Annotated in this window: 4 protein-coding genes, 2 tRNA genes and 6 rRNA genes; 1 reads left to right on the top strand and 11 read right to left on the bottom strand. The window is 47.8% G+C overall.

Going from position 1 to position 16,016, the window contains the following annotated elements:
* From rrf (WAX86_RS00005) to WAX86_RS00055, 11 genes are all read right to left on the bottom strand, one after another.
* A 5S ribosomal RNA gene (rrf, locus tag WAX86_RS00005) occupies positions 1–114 on the bottom strand.
* Positions 115–225: 111 nt separating this feature from the next.
* Positions 226–3,117: ribosomal RNA gene (locus WAX86_RS00010) — 23S ribosomal RNA — on the bottom strand.
* 236 nt (positions 3,118–3,353) lie between these two features.
* Positions 3,354–3,429, bottom strand: a tRNA-Ala gene (locus tag WAX86_RS00015).
* A 4-nt stretch (positions 3,430–3,433) separates the two neighbouring features.
* Positions 3,434–3,509: transfer RNA gene (locus tag WAX86_RS00020), tRNA-Glu, on the bottom strand.
* A gap of 64 nt (positions 3,510–3,573) precedes the next feature.
* A 16S ribosomal RNA gene (locus tag WAX86_RS00025) occupies positions 3,574–5,125 on the bottom strand.
* Positions 5,126–5,512: 387 nt separating this feature from the next.
* Positions 5,513–5,628 (bottom strand): 5S ribosomal RNA (gene rrf, locus WAX86_RS00030).
* 159 nt (positions 5,629–5,787) lie between these two features.
* Positions 5,788–8,681 (bottom strand): 23S ribosomal RNA (locus WAX86_RS00035).
* Positions 8,682–8,977: 296 nt separating this feature from the next.
* Positions 8,978–10,529 (bottom strand): 16S ribosomal RNA (locus WAX86_RS00040).
* Together the 16S, 23S and 5S rRNA genes with 2 tRNA genes alongside form the textbook arrangement of a ribosomal RNA operon.
* A 437-nt stretch (positions 10,530–10,966) precedes the next feature.
* Positions 10,967–11,500, bottom strand: coding sequence for a menaquinone-dependent protoporphyrinogen IX dehydrogenase (gene hemG / locus WAX86_RS00045; RefSeq protein WP_065170981.1), 534 nt, complete (start codon positions 11,498–11,500; stop codon positions 10,967–10,969).
* A 9-nt stretch (positions 11,501–11,509) separates the two neighbouring features.
* Positions 11,510–12,967, bottom strand: a complete 1,458-nt coding sequence (locus WAX86_RS00050; protein ID WP_068968461.1) for a TrkH family potassium uptake protein — start codon at positions 12,965–12,967, stop codon at positions 11,510–11,512.
* A gap of 37 nt (positions 12,968–13,004) precedes the next feature.
* Positions 13,005–13,622, bottom strand: coding sequence for a YigZ family protein (locus WAX86_RS00055; protein ID WP_086367708.1), 618 nt, complete (start codon positions 13,620–13,622; stop codon positions 13,005–13,007).
* Between the two features lie 207 nt (positions 13,623–13,829).
* Between WAX86_RS00055 and fadB the strand changes: the two genes are divergently transcribed.
* A complete protein-coding gene (fadB, locus tag WAX86_RS00060) occupies positions 13,830–16,010 on the top strand; it encodes a fatty acid oxidation complex subunit alpha FadB (protein ID WP_341488968.1) in 2,181 nt (726 codons plus the stop codon).
* Positions 16,011–16,016 lie beyond the last annotated feature (6 nt).

The raw sequence follows: 16,016 nt of genomic DNA on the forward strand, positions 1-16,016 counted from the left end.
CCGGCGATGTCCTACTCTCACATGGGGAGACCCCACACTACCATCGGCGCTGCTGCGTTTCACTTCTGAGTTCGGCATGGATTCAGGTGGGACCACAGCGCTAAGGTCGCCAAGCAAATTCGTTTATTTCAAGCAGCGCTTGAAATAGCAATCTGGGAAAGTTAACTGGTTCTCAAACTTACATTCAAGTGTTTGTGGAGTCCGATAAAACCCCTTGGGTGTTGTATGGTTAAGCCTCACGGGCAATTAGTACAGGTTAGCTCAACGCCTCACAGCGCTTACACACCCTGCCTATCTACGTCGTAGTCTCCAACAACCCTTTAGGATACTTAAAGTATCAGGGATGACTCATCTTGAGGCTCGCTTCCCGCTTAGATGCTTTCAGCGGTTATCGATTCCGAACTTAGCTACCGGGCAATGCGTCTGGCGACACAACCCGAACACCAGAGGTTCGTCCACTCCGGTCCTCTCGTACTAGGAGCAGCCCCTCTCAATCATCCAACGCCCACGGCAGATAGGGACCGAACTGTCTCACGACGTTCTAAACCCAGCTCGCGTACCACTTTAAATGGCGAACAGCCATACCCTTGGGACCGACTTCAGCCCCAGGATGTGATGAGCCGACATCGAGGTGCCAAACACCGCCGTCGATATGAACTCTTGGGCGGTATCAGCCTGTTATCCCCGGAGTACCTTTTATCCGTTGAGCGATGGCCCTTCCATACAGAACCACCGGATCACTATGACCTGCTTTCGCACCTGCTCGAACCGTCATTCTCGCAGTTAAGCGGGCTTATGCCATTGCACTAACCTCACGATGTCCGACCGTGATTAGCCCACCTTCGTGCTCCTCCGTTACTCTTTGGGAGGAGACCGCCCCAGTCAAACTACCCACCAGGCACTGTCCTCACCCCAGATGATGGGGCCAAGTTAGAACATCAACACTACAAGGGTGGTATTTCAAGGACGACTCCACGCAAACTGGCGTCTGCGTTTCAAAGTCTCCCACCTATCCTACACATGTAGGGTCAATGTTCAGTGCCAAGCTGTAGTAAAGGTTCACGGGGTCTTTCCGTCTAGCCGCGGGTACGCTGCATCTTCACAGCGATTTCAATTTCACTGAGTCTCGGGTGGAGACAGCGTGGCCATCATTACGCCATTCGTGCAGGTCGGAACTTACCCGACAAGGAATTTCGCTACCTTAGGACCGTTATAGTTACGGCCGCCGTTTACCGGGGCTTCGATCAAGAGCTTCGACTTACGTCTAACCCCATCAATTAACCTTCCGGCACCGGGCAGGCGTCACACCGTATACGTCATCTTTCGATTTTGCACAGTGCTGTGTTTTTAATAAACAGTTGCAGCCACCTGGTATCTGCGACTCTCGACAGCTCCATCCGCGAGGGACTTCACCGTTAAGAGCGTACCTTCTCCCGAAGTTACGGTACCATTTTGCCTAGTTCCTTCACCCGAGTTCTCTCAAGCGCCTTGGTATTCTCTACCCGACCACCTGTGTCGGTTTGGGGTACGATTTCTTACTATCTGAAGCTTAGAGGCTTTTCCCGGAAGCATGGCATCAATGACTTCGCTACCGTAGTAGCTCGACATCGTATCTCAGTGTTAATGATGAACCGGATTTGCCTAATTCATCCACCTACGTACTTGGACCTGGACAACCGTCGCCAGGCTCACCTAGCCTTCTCCGTCCCCCCATCGCAATAGTAAGAAGTACGGGAATATTAACCCGTTTCCCATCGACTACGCCTTTCGGCCTCGCCTTAGGGGTCGACTCACCCTGCCCCGATTAACGTTGGACAGGAACCCTTGGTCTTCCGGCGAGGGAGTTTTTCACTCCCTTTGTCGTTACTCATGTCAGCATTCGCACTTCTGATACCTCCAGCATGCTTTACAACACACCTTCAACGGCTTACAGAACGCTCCCCTACCCAATGTGCAAAGCACATTGCCGCAGCTTCGGTGTATAGCTTAGCCCCGTTAAATCTTCCGCGCAGGCCGACTCGACCAGTGAGCTATTACGCTTTCTTTAAATGATGGCTGCTTCTAAGCCAACATCCTGGCTGTCTGAGCCTTCCCACATCGTTTCCCACTTAGCTATAACTTTGGGACCTTAGCTGGCGGTCTGGGTTGTTTCCCTCTTCACGACGGACGTTAGCACCCGCCGTGTGTCTCCCGGATAGTACTTACTGGTATTCGGAGTTTGCAAAGGGTTGGTAAGTCGGGATGACCCCCTAGCCTTAACAGTGCTCTACCCCCAGTAGTATTCGTCCGAGGCGCTACCTAAATAGCTTTCGGGGAGAACCAGCTATCTCCGAGTTTGATTGGCCTTTCACCCCTAGCCACAAGTCATCCGCTAATTTTTCAACATTAGTCGGTTCGGTCCTCCAATTGATGTTACTCAATCTTCAACCTGCCCATGGCTAGATCACTCGGTTTCGGGTCTAATCCTAGCAACTATGACGCCCAGTTAAGACTCGGTTTCCCTACGGCTCCCCTAGATGGTTAACCTTGCTACTAAAATTAAGTCGCTGACCCATTATACAAAAGGTACGCAGTCACAGGACAAGCCTGCTCCTACTGCTTGTACGTACACGGTTTCAGGTTCTATTTCACTCCCCTCACAGGGGTACTTTTCGCCTTTCCCTCACGGTACTGGTTCACTATCGGTCAGTCAGGAGTATTTAGCCTTGGAGGATGGTCCCCCCATATTCAGACAGGATAACACGTGTCCCGTCCTACTCGATTTCACTGATAAAGCGCTGTTGGTTACGGGGCTATCACCCTTTATTGCCATGCTTTCCAACATGTTCACCTAACGCAAGATTAGCTTAAGGGCTAATCCGGTTTCGCTCGCCGCTACTGCCGGAATCTCGGTTGATTTCTCTTCCTCGGGGTACTTAGATGTTTCAGTTCCCCCGGTTCGCCTCACAATGCTATGAATTCACATTGAGATAACTGCTTATGCAGCTGGGTTTCCCCATTCGGAAATCGTAGACTCAAGTGGCTCTTACTGCCTCATCTACGCTTATCGCAAGTTAGTACGTCCTTCATCGCCTCTGACTGCCCAGGCATCCACCGTGTACGCTTAGTCACTTAACCATACAACCCCAAGAGGTTTCGTATGGCTCAACAACCAAGGTTTTTATGTTTTCGCCGGACTCTTACACAAGACACTTGAATGTGTTTGTTTTGAGAACTCGTTTTTATCTTTCGATAAAAACTTAAAATAAATCAATCATTCGATTGAATTTACTAGTCAGCTTTCCAGATTGTTAAAGAGCATTGTGTTTCTTTCGAACCACTTCTTAAAAACACTAATTAGTGTGCTTAAGAAGTGGTGGAGCTATGCGGGATCGAACCGCAGACCTCCTGCGTGCAAGGCAGGCGCTCTCCCAGCTGAGCTATAACCCCAAAGTGGCGTCCCGTAGGGGAGTCGAACCCCTGTTACCGCCGTGAAAGGGCGGTGTCCTAGGCCTCTAGACGAACGGGACACTATGTCTTTTACTATTAACCAAGCAATCTGTGTGGACACTACGCAAAGCGCAGTCTTTTTTGTAAGGAGGTGATCCAGCCCCAGGTTCCCCTAGGGCTACCTTGTTACGACTTCACCCCAGTCATGAACCACACCGTGGTAAACGCCCTCCCGAAGGTTAAGCTATCTACTTCTGGTGCAGCCCACTCCCATGGTGTGACGGGCGGTGTGTACAAGGCCCGGGAACGTATTCACCGTGGCATTCTGATCCACGATTACTAGCGATTCCGACTTCACGGAGTCGAGTTGCAGACTCCGATCCGGACTACGACATACTTTCTGGGATTCGCTCCACCTCGCGGTCTTGCTGCCCTCTGTATATGCCATTGTAGCACGTGTGTAGCCCTACTCGTAAGGGCCATGATGACTTGACGTCGTCCCCACCTTCCTCCGGTTTATCACCGGCAGTCTCCCTGGAGTTCCCACCCGAAGTGCTGGCAAACAAGGATAAGGGTTGCGCTCGTTGCGGGACTTAACCCAACATTTCACAACACGAGCTGACGACAGCCATGCAGCACCTGTCTCAGAGTTCCCGAAGGCACACTCGAATCTCTTCAAGTTTCTCTGGATGTCAAGAGTAGGTAAGGTTCTTCGCGTTGCATCGAATTAAACCACATGCTCCACCGCTTGTGCGGGCCCCCGTCAATTCATTTGAGTTTTAATCTTGCGACCGTACTCCCCAGGCGGTCTACTTAACGCGTTAGCTCCGAAAGCCACGGCTCAAGGCCACAACCTCCAAGTAGACATCGTTTACGGCGTGGACTACCAGGGTATCTAATCCTGTTTGCTCCCCACGCTTTCGCATCTGAGCGTCAGTCTTTGTCCAGGGGGCCGCCTTCGCCACTGGTATTCCTTCAGATCTCTACGCATTTCACCGCTACACCTGAAATTCTACCCCCCTCTACAAGACTCTAGCCTGCCAGTTTCAAATGCAATTCCGAGGTTAAGCCCCGGGCTTTCACATCTGACTTAACAGGCCGCCTGCATGCGCTTTACGCCCAGTAATTCCGATTAACGCTCGCACCCTCCGTATTACCGCGGCTGCTGGCACGGAGTTAGCCGGTGCTTCTTCTGTAGGTAACGTCAAATAATGCAGGTGTTAACTGCACTACCTTCCTCCCTACTGAAAGTGCTTTACAACCCGAAGGCCTTCTTCACACACGCGGCATGGCTGCATCAGGGTTTCCCCCATTGTGCAATATTCCCCACTGCTGCCTCCCGTAGGAGTCTGGACCGTGTCTCAGTTCCAGTGTGGCTGATCATCCTCTCAGACCAGCTAGGGATCGTTGCCTTGGTGAGCCATTACCTCACCAACAAGCTAATCCCACCTGGGCTAATCCTGACGCGAGAGGCCCGAAGGTCCCCCTCTTTGCTCCGAAGAGATTATGCGGTATTAGCTATCGTTTCCAATAGTTATCCCCCACATCAGGGCATATTCCCAGGCATTACTCACCCGTCCGCCGCTCGCCGCCCTTAACGTTCCCCGAAGGTTCAGTTAAGTCGCTGCCGCTCGACTTGCATGTGTTAGGCCTGCCGCCAGCGTTCAATCTGAGCCATGATCAAACTCTTCAATTAAAGTTTTGTTGTATCTAACGATACGGCTCAATGAATACTGTTAATTCATCATAAATGATGAATGAATTGACTGTGCTGATACCGAAGTATCAATTTGGTCACTCAGTTTCATTGATTAAATCTTTTAGACTAAATCATTTCACGAGTGCCCACACAGATTGCATGGTCAAATTGTTAAAGAACGTTGACTATTCAATGCCTTAGCGTTTTATGCTTCAGCAAGTCAGGTGGCGTATAATACGCTTTTCTGATATTCAGTCAAGATAAAATTTTCAACTTTTTCACCAAGTGATTAAAAAGTAAAAACCTTATATTGACGTCGCTCACATTCCAATCAGTGGGAGCGAAATAAAAGCCCGCTCAGCAAAGCGGGCTTTCAAAATGGGCGCTTGGCGATGTCCTACTCTCACATGGGGAGACCCCACACTACCATCGGCGCTGCTGCGTTTCACTTCTGAGTTCGGCATGGATTCAGGTGGGACCACAGCGCTAAGGTCGCCAAGCAAATTCTTTTTCGTTACGAGTGTCGAGATTTCTCGATACGAGACTCCTAACGTTACAATCTTAAAAACTGACTATCGCGATACTCGATCACTCGATTCTCGCGTCTCAAACTTACATTCAAGTGTTTGTGGAGTCCGATAAAACCCCTTGGGTGTTGTATGGTTAAGCCTCACGGGCAATTAGTACAGGTTAGCTCAACGCCTCACAGCGCTTACACACCCTGCCTATCTACGTCGTAGTCTCCAACAACCCTTTAGGATACTTAAAGTATCAGGGATGACTCATCTTGAGGCTCGCTTCCCGCTTAGATGCTTTCAGCGGTTATCGATTCCGAACTTAGCTACCGGGCAATGCGTCTGGCGACACAACCCGAACACCAGAGGTTCGTCCACTCCGGTCCTCTCGTACTAGGAGCAGCCCCTCTCAATCATCCAACGCCCACGGCAGATAGGGACCGAACTGTCTCACGACGTTCTAAACCCAGCTCGCGTACCACTTTAAATGGCGAACAGCCATACCCTTGGGACCGACTTCAGCCCCAGGATGTGATGAGCCGACATCGAGGTGCCAAACACCGCCGTCGATATGAACTCTTGGGCGGTATCAGCCTGTTATCCCCGGAGTACCTTTTATCCGTTGAGCGATGGCCCTTCCATACAGAACCACCGGATCACTATGACCTGCTTTCGCACCTGCTCGAACCGTCATTCTCGCAGTTAAGCGGGCTTATGCCATTGCACTAACCTCACGATGTCCGACCGTGATTAGCCCACCTTCGTGCTCCTCCGTTACTCTTTGGGAGGAGACCGCCCCAGTCAAACTACCCACCAGGCACTGTCCTCACCCCAGATGATGGGGCCAAGTTAGAACATCAACACTACAAGGGTGGTATTTCAAGGACGACTCCACGCAAACTGGCGTCTGCGTTTCAAAGTCTCCCACCTATCCTACACATGTAGGGTCAATGTTCAGTGCCAAGCTGTAGTAAAGGTTCACGGGGTCTTTCCGTCTAGCCGCGGGTACGCTGCATCTTCACAGCGATTTCAATTTCACTGAGTCTCGGGTGGAGACAGCGTGGCCATCATTACGCCATTCGTGCAGGTCGGAACTTACCCGACAAGGAATTTCGCTACCTTAGGACCGTTATAGTTACGGCCGCCGTTTACCGGGGCTTCGATCAAGAGCTTCGACTTACGTCTAACCCCATCAATTAACCTTCCGGCACCGGGCAGGCGTCACACCGTATACGTCATCTTTCGATTTTGCACAGTGCTGTGTTTTTAATAAACAGTTGCAGCCACCTGGTATCTGCGACTCTCGACAGCTCCATCCGCGAGGGACTTCACCGTTAAGAGCGTACCTTCTCCCGAAGTTACGGTACCATTTTGCCTAGTTCCTTCACCCGAGTTCTCTCAAGCGCCTTGGTATTCTCTACCCGACCACCTGTGTCGGTTTGGGGTACGATTTCTTACTATCTGAAGCTTAGAGGCTTTTCCCGGAAGCATGGCATCAATGACTTCGCTACCGTAGTAGCTCGACATCGTATCTCAGTGTTAATGATGAACCGGATTTGCCTAATTCATCCACCTACGTACTTGGACCTGGACAACCGTCGCCAGGCTCACCTAGCCTTCTCCGTCCCCCCATCGCAATAGTAAGAAGTACGGGAATATTAACCCGTTTCCCATCGACTACGCCTTTCGGCCTCGCCTTAGGGGTCGACTCACCCTGCCCCGATTAACGTTGGACAGGAACCCTTGGTCTTCCGGCGAGGGAGTTTTTCACTCCCTTTGTCGTTACTCATGTCAGCATTCGCACTTCTGATACCTCCAGCACACTTTACAATGCACCTTCAACGGCTTACAGAACGCTCCCCTACCCAATGTGCATAAGCACATTGCCGCAGCTTCGGTGTATAGCTTAGCCCCGTTAAATCTTCCGCGCAGGCCGACTCGACCAGTGAGCTATTACGCTTTCTTTAAATGATGGCTGCTTCTAAGCCAACATCCTGGCTGTCTGAGCCTTCCCACATCGTTTCCCACTTAGCTATAACTTTGGGACCTTAGCTGGCGGTCTGGGTTGTTTCCCTCTTCACGACGGACGTTAGCACCCGCCGTGTGTCTCCCGGATAGTACTTACTGGTATTCGGAGTTTGCAAAGGGTTGGTAAGTCGGGATGACCCCCTAGCCTTAACAGTGCTCTACCCCCAGTAGTATTCGTCCGAGGCGCTACCTAAATAGCTTTCGGGGAGAACCAGCTATCTCCGAGTTTGATTGGCCTTTCACCCCTAGCCACAAGTCATCCGCTAATTTTTCAACATTAGTCGGTTCGGTCCTCCAATTGATGTTACTCAATCTTCAACCTGCCCATGGCTAGATCACTCGGTTTCGGGTCTAATCCTAGCAACTATGACGCCCAGTTAAGACTCGGTTTCCCTACGGCTCCCCTAGATGGTTAACCTTGCTACTAAAATTAAGTCGCTGACCCATTATACAAAAGGTACGCAGTCACAGGACTAAGCCTGCTCCTACTGCTTGTACGTACACGGTTTCAGGTTCTATTTCACTCCCCTCACAGGGGTACTTTTCGCCTTTCCCTCACGGTACTGGTTCACTATCGGTCAGTCAGGAGTATTTAGCCTTGGAGGATGGTCCCCCCATATTCAGACAGGATAACACGTGTCCCGTCCTACTCGATTTCACTGATAATGCGCTGTTGGTTACGGGGCTATCACCCTTTATTGCCATGCTTTCCAGCATGTTCACCTAACGCAAGATTAGCTTAAGGGCTAATCCGGTTTCGCTCGCCGCTACTGCCGGAATCTCGGTTGATTTCTCTTCCTCGGGGTACTTAGATGTTTCAGTTCCCCCGGTTCGCCTCACAATGCTATGAATTCACATTGAGATAACTGCTTATGCAGCTGGGTTTCCCCATTCGGAAATCGTAGACTCAAGTGGCTCTTACTGCCTCATCTACGCTTATCGCAAGTTAGTACGTCCTTCATCGCCTCTGACTGCCCAGGCATCCACCGTGTACGCTTAGTCACTTAACCATACAACCCCAAGAGGTTTCGTATGGCTCAACAACCAAGGTTTTTATGTTTTCGCCGGACTCTTACACAAGACACTTGAATGTGTTTGTTTTGAGAACTCGTTTTTATCTTTCGATAAAAACTTAAAATAAATCAATCATTCGATTGAATTTACTAGTCAGCTTTCCAGATTGTTAAAGAGCATAACGCAAAAGCGTTAATCAATAACTTATGTTATTCATTAGCACTTTTGCTATTTCTAAAACCATTTCACCAAGCAATCTGTGTGGACACTACGCAAAGCGCAGTCTTTTTTGTAAGGAGGTGATCCAGCCCCAGGTTCCCCTAGGGCTACCTTGTTACGACTTCACCCCAGTCATGAACCACACCGTGGTAAACGCCCTCCCGAAGGTTAAGCTATCTACTTCTGGTGCAGCCCACTCCCATGGTGTGACGGGCGGTGTGTACAAGGCCCGGGAACGTATTCACCGTGGCATTCTGATCCACGATTACTAGCGATTCCGACTTCACGGAGTCGAGTTGCAGACTCCGATCCGGACTACGACATACTTTCTGGGATTCGCTCCACCTCGCGGTCTTGCTGCCCTCTGTATATGCCATTGTAGCACGTGTGTAGCCCTACTCGTAAGGGCCATGATGACTTGACGTCGTCCCCACCTTCCTCCGGTTTATCACCGGCAGTCTCCCTGGAGTTCCCACCCGAAGTGCTGGCAAACAAGGATAAGGGTTGCGCTCGTTGCGGGACTTAACCCAACATTTCACAACACGAGCTGACGACAGCCATGCAGCACCTGTCTCAGAGTTCCCGAAGGCACACTCGAATCTCTTCAAGCTTCTCTGGATGTCAAGAGTAGGTAAGGTTCTTCGCGTTGCATCGAATTAAACCACATGCTCCACCGCTTGTGCGGGCCCCCGTCAATTCATTTGAGTTTTAATCTTGCGACCGTACTCCCCAGGCGGTCTACTTAACGCGTTAGCTCCGAAAGCCACGGCTCAAGGCCACAACCTCCAAGTAGACATCGTTTACGGCGTGGACTACCAGGGTATCTAATCCTGTTTGCTCCCCACGCTTTCGCATCTGAGCGTCAGTCTTTGTCCAGGGGGCCGCCTTCGCCACTGGTATTCCTTCAGATCTCTACGCATTTCACCGCTACACCTGAAATTCTACCCCCCTCTACAAGACTCTAGCCTGCCAGTTTCAAATGCAATTCCGAGGTTAAGCCCCGGGCTTTCACATCTGACTTAACAGGCCGCCTGCATGCGCTTTACGCCCAGTAATTCCGATTAACGCTCGCACCCTCCGTATTACCGCGGCTGCTGGCACGGAGTTAGCCGGTGCTTCTTCTGTAGGTAACGTCAAATAATGCAGGTGTTAACTACACTACCTTCCTCCCTACTGAAAGTGCTTTACAACCCGAAGGCCTTCTTCACACACGCGGCATGGCTGCATCAGGGTTTCCCCCATTGTGCAATATTCCCCACTGCTGCCTCCCGTAGGAGTCTGGACCGTGTCTCAGTTCCAGTGTGGCTGATCATCCTCTCAGACCAGCTAGGGATCGTTGCCTTGGTGAGCCATTACCTCACCAACAAGCTAATCCCACCTGGGCTAATCCTGACGCGAGAGGCCCGAAGGTCCCCCTCTTTGCTCCGAAGAGATTATGCGGTATTAGCTATCGTTTCCAATAGTTATCCCCCACATCAGGGCATATTCCCAGGCATTACTCACCCGTCCGCCGCTCGCCGCCCTTAACGTTCCCCGAAGGTTCAGTTAAGTCGCTGCCGCTCGACTTGCATGTGTTAGGCCTGCCGCCAGCGTTCAATCTGAGCCATGATCAAACTCTTCAATTAAAGTTTTGTTGTATCTAATGATACGGCTCAATGAATACTGTTAATTCATCATAAATGATGAATGAATTGACTGTGCTGATACCGAAATATCACTTGGTCACTCAGTTTCATTGATTAAATCTTTTAGACTAAATCATTTCACGAGTGCCCACACAGATTGCATGGTCAAATTGTTAAAGAACAATATCTTCAATAACTTAGCACTAAACTCGATTACTAAAGAGGCTGCCAATTCTACGCAAATTAAATTAAGTGTCAACACTTATTTCAATTAACTTTTTGAACTAGCTCCAACGTTTCATTGCCACATCTTTCTAATGCCGGCTCCCCGTTGGTGAGGCGGCATTATAGAGAAATCGATCGTCAAAGCAAGCTTAAAAATTGATTTTTTCATGAAAAACAAAACGTTCGCTCAAGTTTCCATCCAAACGATGTTTTTATCCTTTTTTTGCAGCAATTTCACTCGCAAATTCACTGACTTTTTGCCAATTGGTGTATTCCACTTCTTTCGTCGTATCGGTTTCTCCTCCTGTAATCTTCATAATCAATTGAATCATTAGCCGATCAAACCAGCGATAACGAGGATAACGAAGAGCTCCAGCAAAAACCGCAATCTGTTCAGGCTGCCATGGTGACTTTTGCAGAAACTTACGAACATAAGCACTGCCTTGTGGTGTATCTTTGCCTTCTTTACGTGCGGTAAGATTCACACAGATAAAACTGGCGCCCGCTCTTTTTAATTCAACTTGGTTACGTTCAATAAATTGATACAGGAGTTTATTAAAGTGACCATAGCGAATGGAAGCACCGATAATGATCTGATCATACTCAGACCAATTAACATTAGGTTGAGCATGAAGATCTCGAACTTCGCACTGAAATCCATCCCCCAACTCTTTCTCTATATAATGAAGGATTTTTAACGTCTGACCTTCACGACTAGAATAAAGCATTAATAGCTTCTTCTTCATGATAACTCCTTAATTACGCCAGAATGTCGGGGTAAACAAAACCAACAGCGTAAAGACTTCCAAACGACCAAATAGCATCGCAACAACCAAAATCCATTTAGCAGGATCATTAATCTCGCCAAAATGAACTGCAACCTCTCCAAGCCCTGGTCCCAAATTATTTAATGTGGCGGCAACGGCTGAAAATGATGTCAGCTCATCAAGCCCAGTTGCGATTAATGCCAGCATACAGACGACAAAGACTAAAGCATAGGCAGAGAAGAATCCCCACACTGCATCAACGACCCGCTGCGGCAATGCTTTTTTACCTAATTTAATGGTGTATACCGCTCTTGGGTGAATCAAACGTTTTAGCTCTCGCACACCTTGCAAGGAAAGTAACAGCATTCGAATCACTTTCATTCCACCGCCAGTCGAACCGGCACAGCCGCCAATAAAAGAAGAGAACAGAAGCAGCACAGGTAAAAATAGAGGCCAATCAGCAAATCCAGTCGTCGTAAAGCCAGCCGTGGTCGAAATAGATACCGTTTGAAATAACGCCTGATCCATTGCCTGATAATAAGAGTCATACGAATGGTGATTAACTAAGATGGCAAAACAAATCACAAAGAGCATCAATTGAATAAATAGAAACGCTCTAAATTCAGGATCGCGCCAATACGTTCGTAATCTAATCCCGCCATTAGCAAAGGCTGCAAAGTGAAGCGAGAAATTACAGGCTGATATCAATAGAAAAACCACGGTAATCATATTAATTGTTGGGCTATTAAAGTAACCCATACTGGCATCGTGAGTAGAAAAACCGCCGATAGCTATGGTCGAAAAACTATGAGCAATTGCATCAAATGGGGTCATACCTGCGACCCAAAAGGCTAAGGCGCAACTCACGGTTAAAGCTAAATAAATAAACCAGAGTGTTTTCGCCGTTTCTGCTATTCGCGGCGTCATCTTGCTGTCTTTTACAGGCCCTGGAATTTCCGCTCGATATAACTGCATACCACCGATCCCTAGAACAGGAAGAACGGCAACAGCAAGAACGATGATTCCCATTCCACCAAACCATTGTAAAAACTGACGATAAAATAAAATCGCTTTAGGTAAAGTATCTAATCCAACGATGACCGTTGCCCCTGTTGTTGTTAGGGCAGAAAAGGATTCAAAAAAGGAGTCGGTAACCGAAAGATCGGGAGTATGAGAAAGAATAAAAGGCACCGCGCCGGCACTGCCAATAACCACCCAAAAAAGCACAACAATTAAAAAACCTTCACGCGCTTTTAATTCATGGCGATGACGTCGGTTAGGAAACCATAACGCCGCTCCACCAGCAAATAGTAAAAAGAAGGTCACGATAAAAGGAACACCAGCACCATCGCGATAAATTAAGGCGACTAACGCAGGAGCTAACATGGTGACACTAAAAAATGCGAGCAATAGCCCTACAATACGGATAATTGAACGAAATTGCATAGCCTAAAGGCTCTCATCCTAAGCAATAAGTAATAGATTAATCGGCGGTGACGGGTTGAATACGTCCACCACTGCGATTAACCAATTTAGCGCAAAAAGCTGAAACTTCTCGTTGATCAAGCTCTAAGGTCATAGAAACTTGGGTTTGATAATCAGCAGTTAACTGTACACCACCGTGCTCATTAAGTAGGGATTCGACCAAAGAAACTTGATTATAATCACAGCATAAGGTGACGATGGCCGTCATGACTTTCTCTTGCGTTATCAGTTGAGCAAGTGCTTGCTGAACACCACCACCATAAGCTTTGACTAGACCACCAGTACCTAATCGAATACCGCCATAATAACGAGTCACAACAGCTGTAATTTCACCGACATTAGAACCGGTAAGCTGAGCCAAGATAGGTTTCCCTGCTGTTCCCGATGGTTCTCCATCATCACTAAAGCCCCACTTCATCGAATCGGTTGGCCGGCCAGCAACAAAAGCCCAACAGTTATGACGAGCATCATGGTGCTTCTCTTTTATATGGTTAACAAAAGCTTTGGCAGCTTCAATATTTGGCGTATGGGCAAGATAGGTAATAAAGCGACTTTTTTTTATTTCTTCTTCAAATACAACCGCATCAGCTGGAACCCAATAAGGCTCAGAATTCATAACGTTGCTCACTAACTAAAACAAACTCTGGCTAGAGTACCATATTTTTAAACAACTCTTATCACCTCAATGAACCAGAAAAGTTAAACAAATGTTTAAAAATAGTATTGAAATAGTTTTATTTTGGGTCCAGACTAATTTTTAACCTAGGACAGGTCAAACCAGTTAATAAGATTCGATAAAAATCGAGCTTCATGGAGATAGAACATGATTTATCAAGGTGAAACCCTCTATGTGGACTACATTGAACCCGGTATTGCTGAACTGTGTTTACATGCTTCAGGCTCTATCAATAAATTCGATCTCGCCACATTAGAAAGCTTAAACCAAGCCCTCAACGCCCTATATCAACAACCCGATCTCAAAGGTCTTTTACTTACCTCAAGCAAAGACAGCTTTATTGTTGGGGCTGATATCACAGAATTTCTCGGCCTCTTTGCACAATCAGAACCAGAGCTGTTGCAATGGTTGAATTACGCTAACAGTATTTTTAATAAGCTTGAAGATATCCCTGTGCCTACTGTGTCTGCCATCTCCGGTTATGCATTAGGTGGTGGGTGTGAATGTGTTTTGGCTTGTGATTTTCGTATCGGCACCCCAACAACAAAAATCGGTCTACCTGAAACCAAATTGGGGATCATGCCAGGGTTTGGGGGAACCGTGCGTTTACCTCGCTTAATTGGTGCTGATAGCGCAATGGAAATCATCACCACAGGAAAAGAGCAAACAGCATCTCAAGCGCTAAAAATGGGCCTCCTTGATGCTATTGTGGATACAGAAAATCTCCATCAATCGGCGCTCAATTTACTGCACAATGCCATTGATACTACGATTAACTGGCAACCTCGCCGTAGTCAAAAACAGCAACCACTCGCGTTAAACCATACCGAAGCACTGATGAGCTTTACCACAGCAAAAGCCATGGTTGCCAAGCTAGCAGGCCCCCACTATCCCGCACCTATGATGGCAGTAAAAACCATTGAAAATGCGGCGCAACTCAGCCGAGCAGAAGCACTGCAGATTGAGAGCACAAACTTTGTAAAACTAGCGAAATCCAGTGAAGCTCAAGCATTAATTGGGCTCTTTTTAGGAGATCAAAAACTTAAAGCAGCAGCCAAAAAAGCCACTAAAGAAAGTAGCTTAATTGAACATAGCATGGTGCTAGGTGCAGGTATTATGGGAGGAGGTATTGCCTATCAGTCTGCGGTGAAGGGCATCCAAGTTACCATGAAAGATATTGCGCCAGCATCGCTAGATTTAGGGATGACAGAAGCCGCAAAATTACTCAATAAGCGCCTAGAGCGAGGCCGCATTGATGGGCTGAAGATGGCACAAATTCTAGGTCGTATTAACCCAACCTTATCTTATCCACAACAGGCACCTCAGATCATAGTTGAAGCGGTTGTTGAAAATCCCAAAATTAAAATGGCAGTATTACAGGAAGTTGAAGCAGCTACTCCCGCCACAACCGTACTGACATCTAATACTTCAACCATACCGATTGATCTGTTAGCGCAAGGATTAACTCGTCCAGAACAATTTTGTGGCATGCATTTCTTCAATCCAGTACATAAGATGCCTCTAGTTGAAATTATTCGTGGAAAGGTCACTTCAGAACAGACCATTCAGCAAGTGGTTAGCTATGCCAAACAGATGGGGAAAACGCCTGTTGTCGTCAATGATTGCCCTGGATTTTTCGTTAACCGCGTCCTGTTTCCTTACTTTGCCGCTTTTAGCCAATTGGTTAATGACGGCATTGATTTTCAGCGTATTGATAAAATTATGGAGCGCCAATTTGGTTGGCCTATGGGTCCGGCTTACTTATTAGATGTTGTCGGTATTGATACTGCCCATCATGCCCAAGCGGTAATGGCCGAAGGGTATCCAGATCGAATGGCTAAAGCACACAAAGATGCTATTGATGTGCTGTTTGAAAATAAACGTTTTGGACAAAAAAATGGTTCTGGATTCTATAACTATCAATTAGATAAAAAAGGAAAACCGAAGAAAATACCAGCACCCGAAGTCACTCATTTACTCAACTCTCTTTGCCAACAACCACTCGATCTTAGCGATCAGCAGATCATGGAACGTATGATGATCCCAATGATCAATGAAGTCGTTCTGTGTCTAGAGCAGCACATTATTGCCGATCCAGCCGATGGGGATATGGCGCTCATTTATGGTTTAGGATTTCCTCCATTTATTGGAGGGGTTTTCCGCTACCTCGATAACTTAGGCTTAGATAATTACTGGCACCTCACCAAGCAATATCAGCAACTGGGGGCTCTTTACTCAGTACCTAGCAGTTTGCAAGAGATGGCGAAAAAACAACAAACCTACTATCCAAAACCAAGCAGCACACTGAATTTACACACTCAAGGATGAGGGATT

This window comes from Photobacterium damselae subsp. damselae, assembly GCF_038086725.1.
Taxonomy (GTDB): domain Bacteria; phylum Pseudomonadota; class Gammaproteobacteria; order Enterobacterales; family Vibrionaceae; genus Photobacterium; species Photobacterium damselae.

Coding starts and splice junctions, on each gene's coding strand:
- fadB (WP_341488968.1), top strand. CDS start 13,830: ATGATTTATCAAGGTGAAACCCTCTATGTGGACTACATTGAACCCGGT.
- WAX86_RS00050 (WP_068968461.1), bottom strand. CDS start 12,967: ATGCAATTTCGTTCAATTATCCGTATTGTAGGGCTATTGCTCGCATTT.
- WAX86_RS00055 (WP_086367708.1), bottom strand. CDS start 13,622: ATGAATTCTGAGCCTTATTGGGTTCCAGCTGATGCGGTTGTATTTGAA.
- hemG (WP_065170981.1), bottom strand. CDS start 11,500: ATGAAGAAGAAGCTATTAATGCTTTATTCTAGTCGTGAAGGTCAGACG.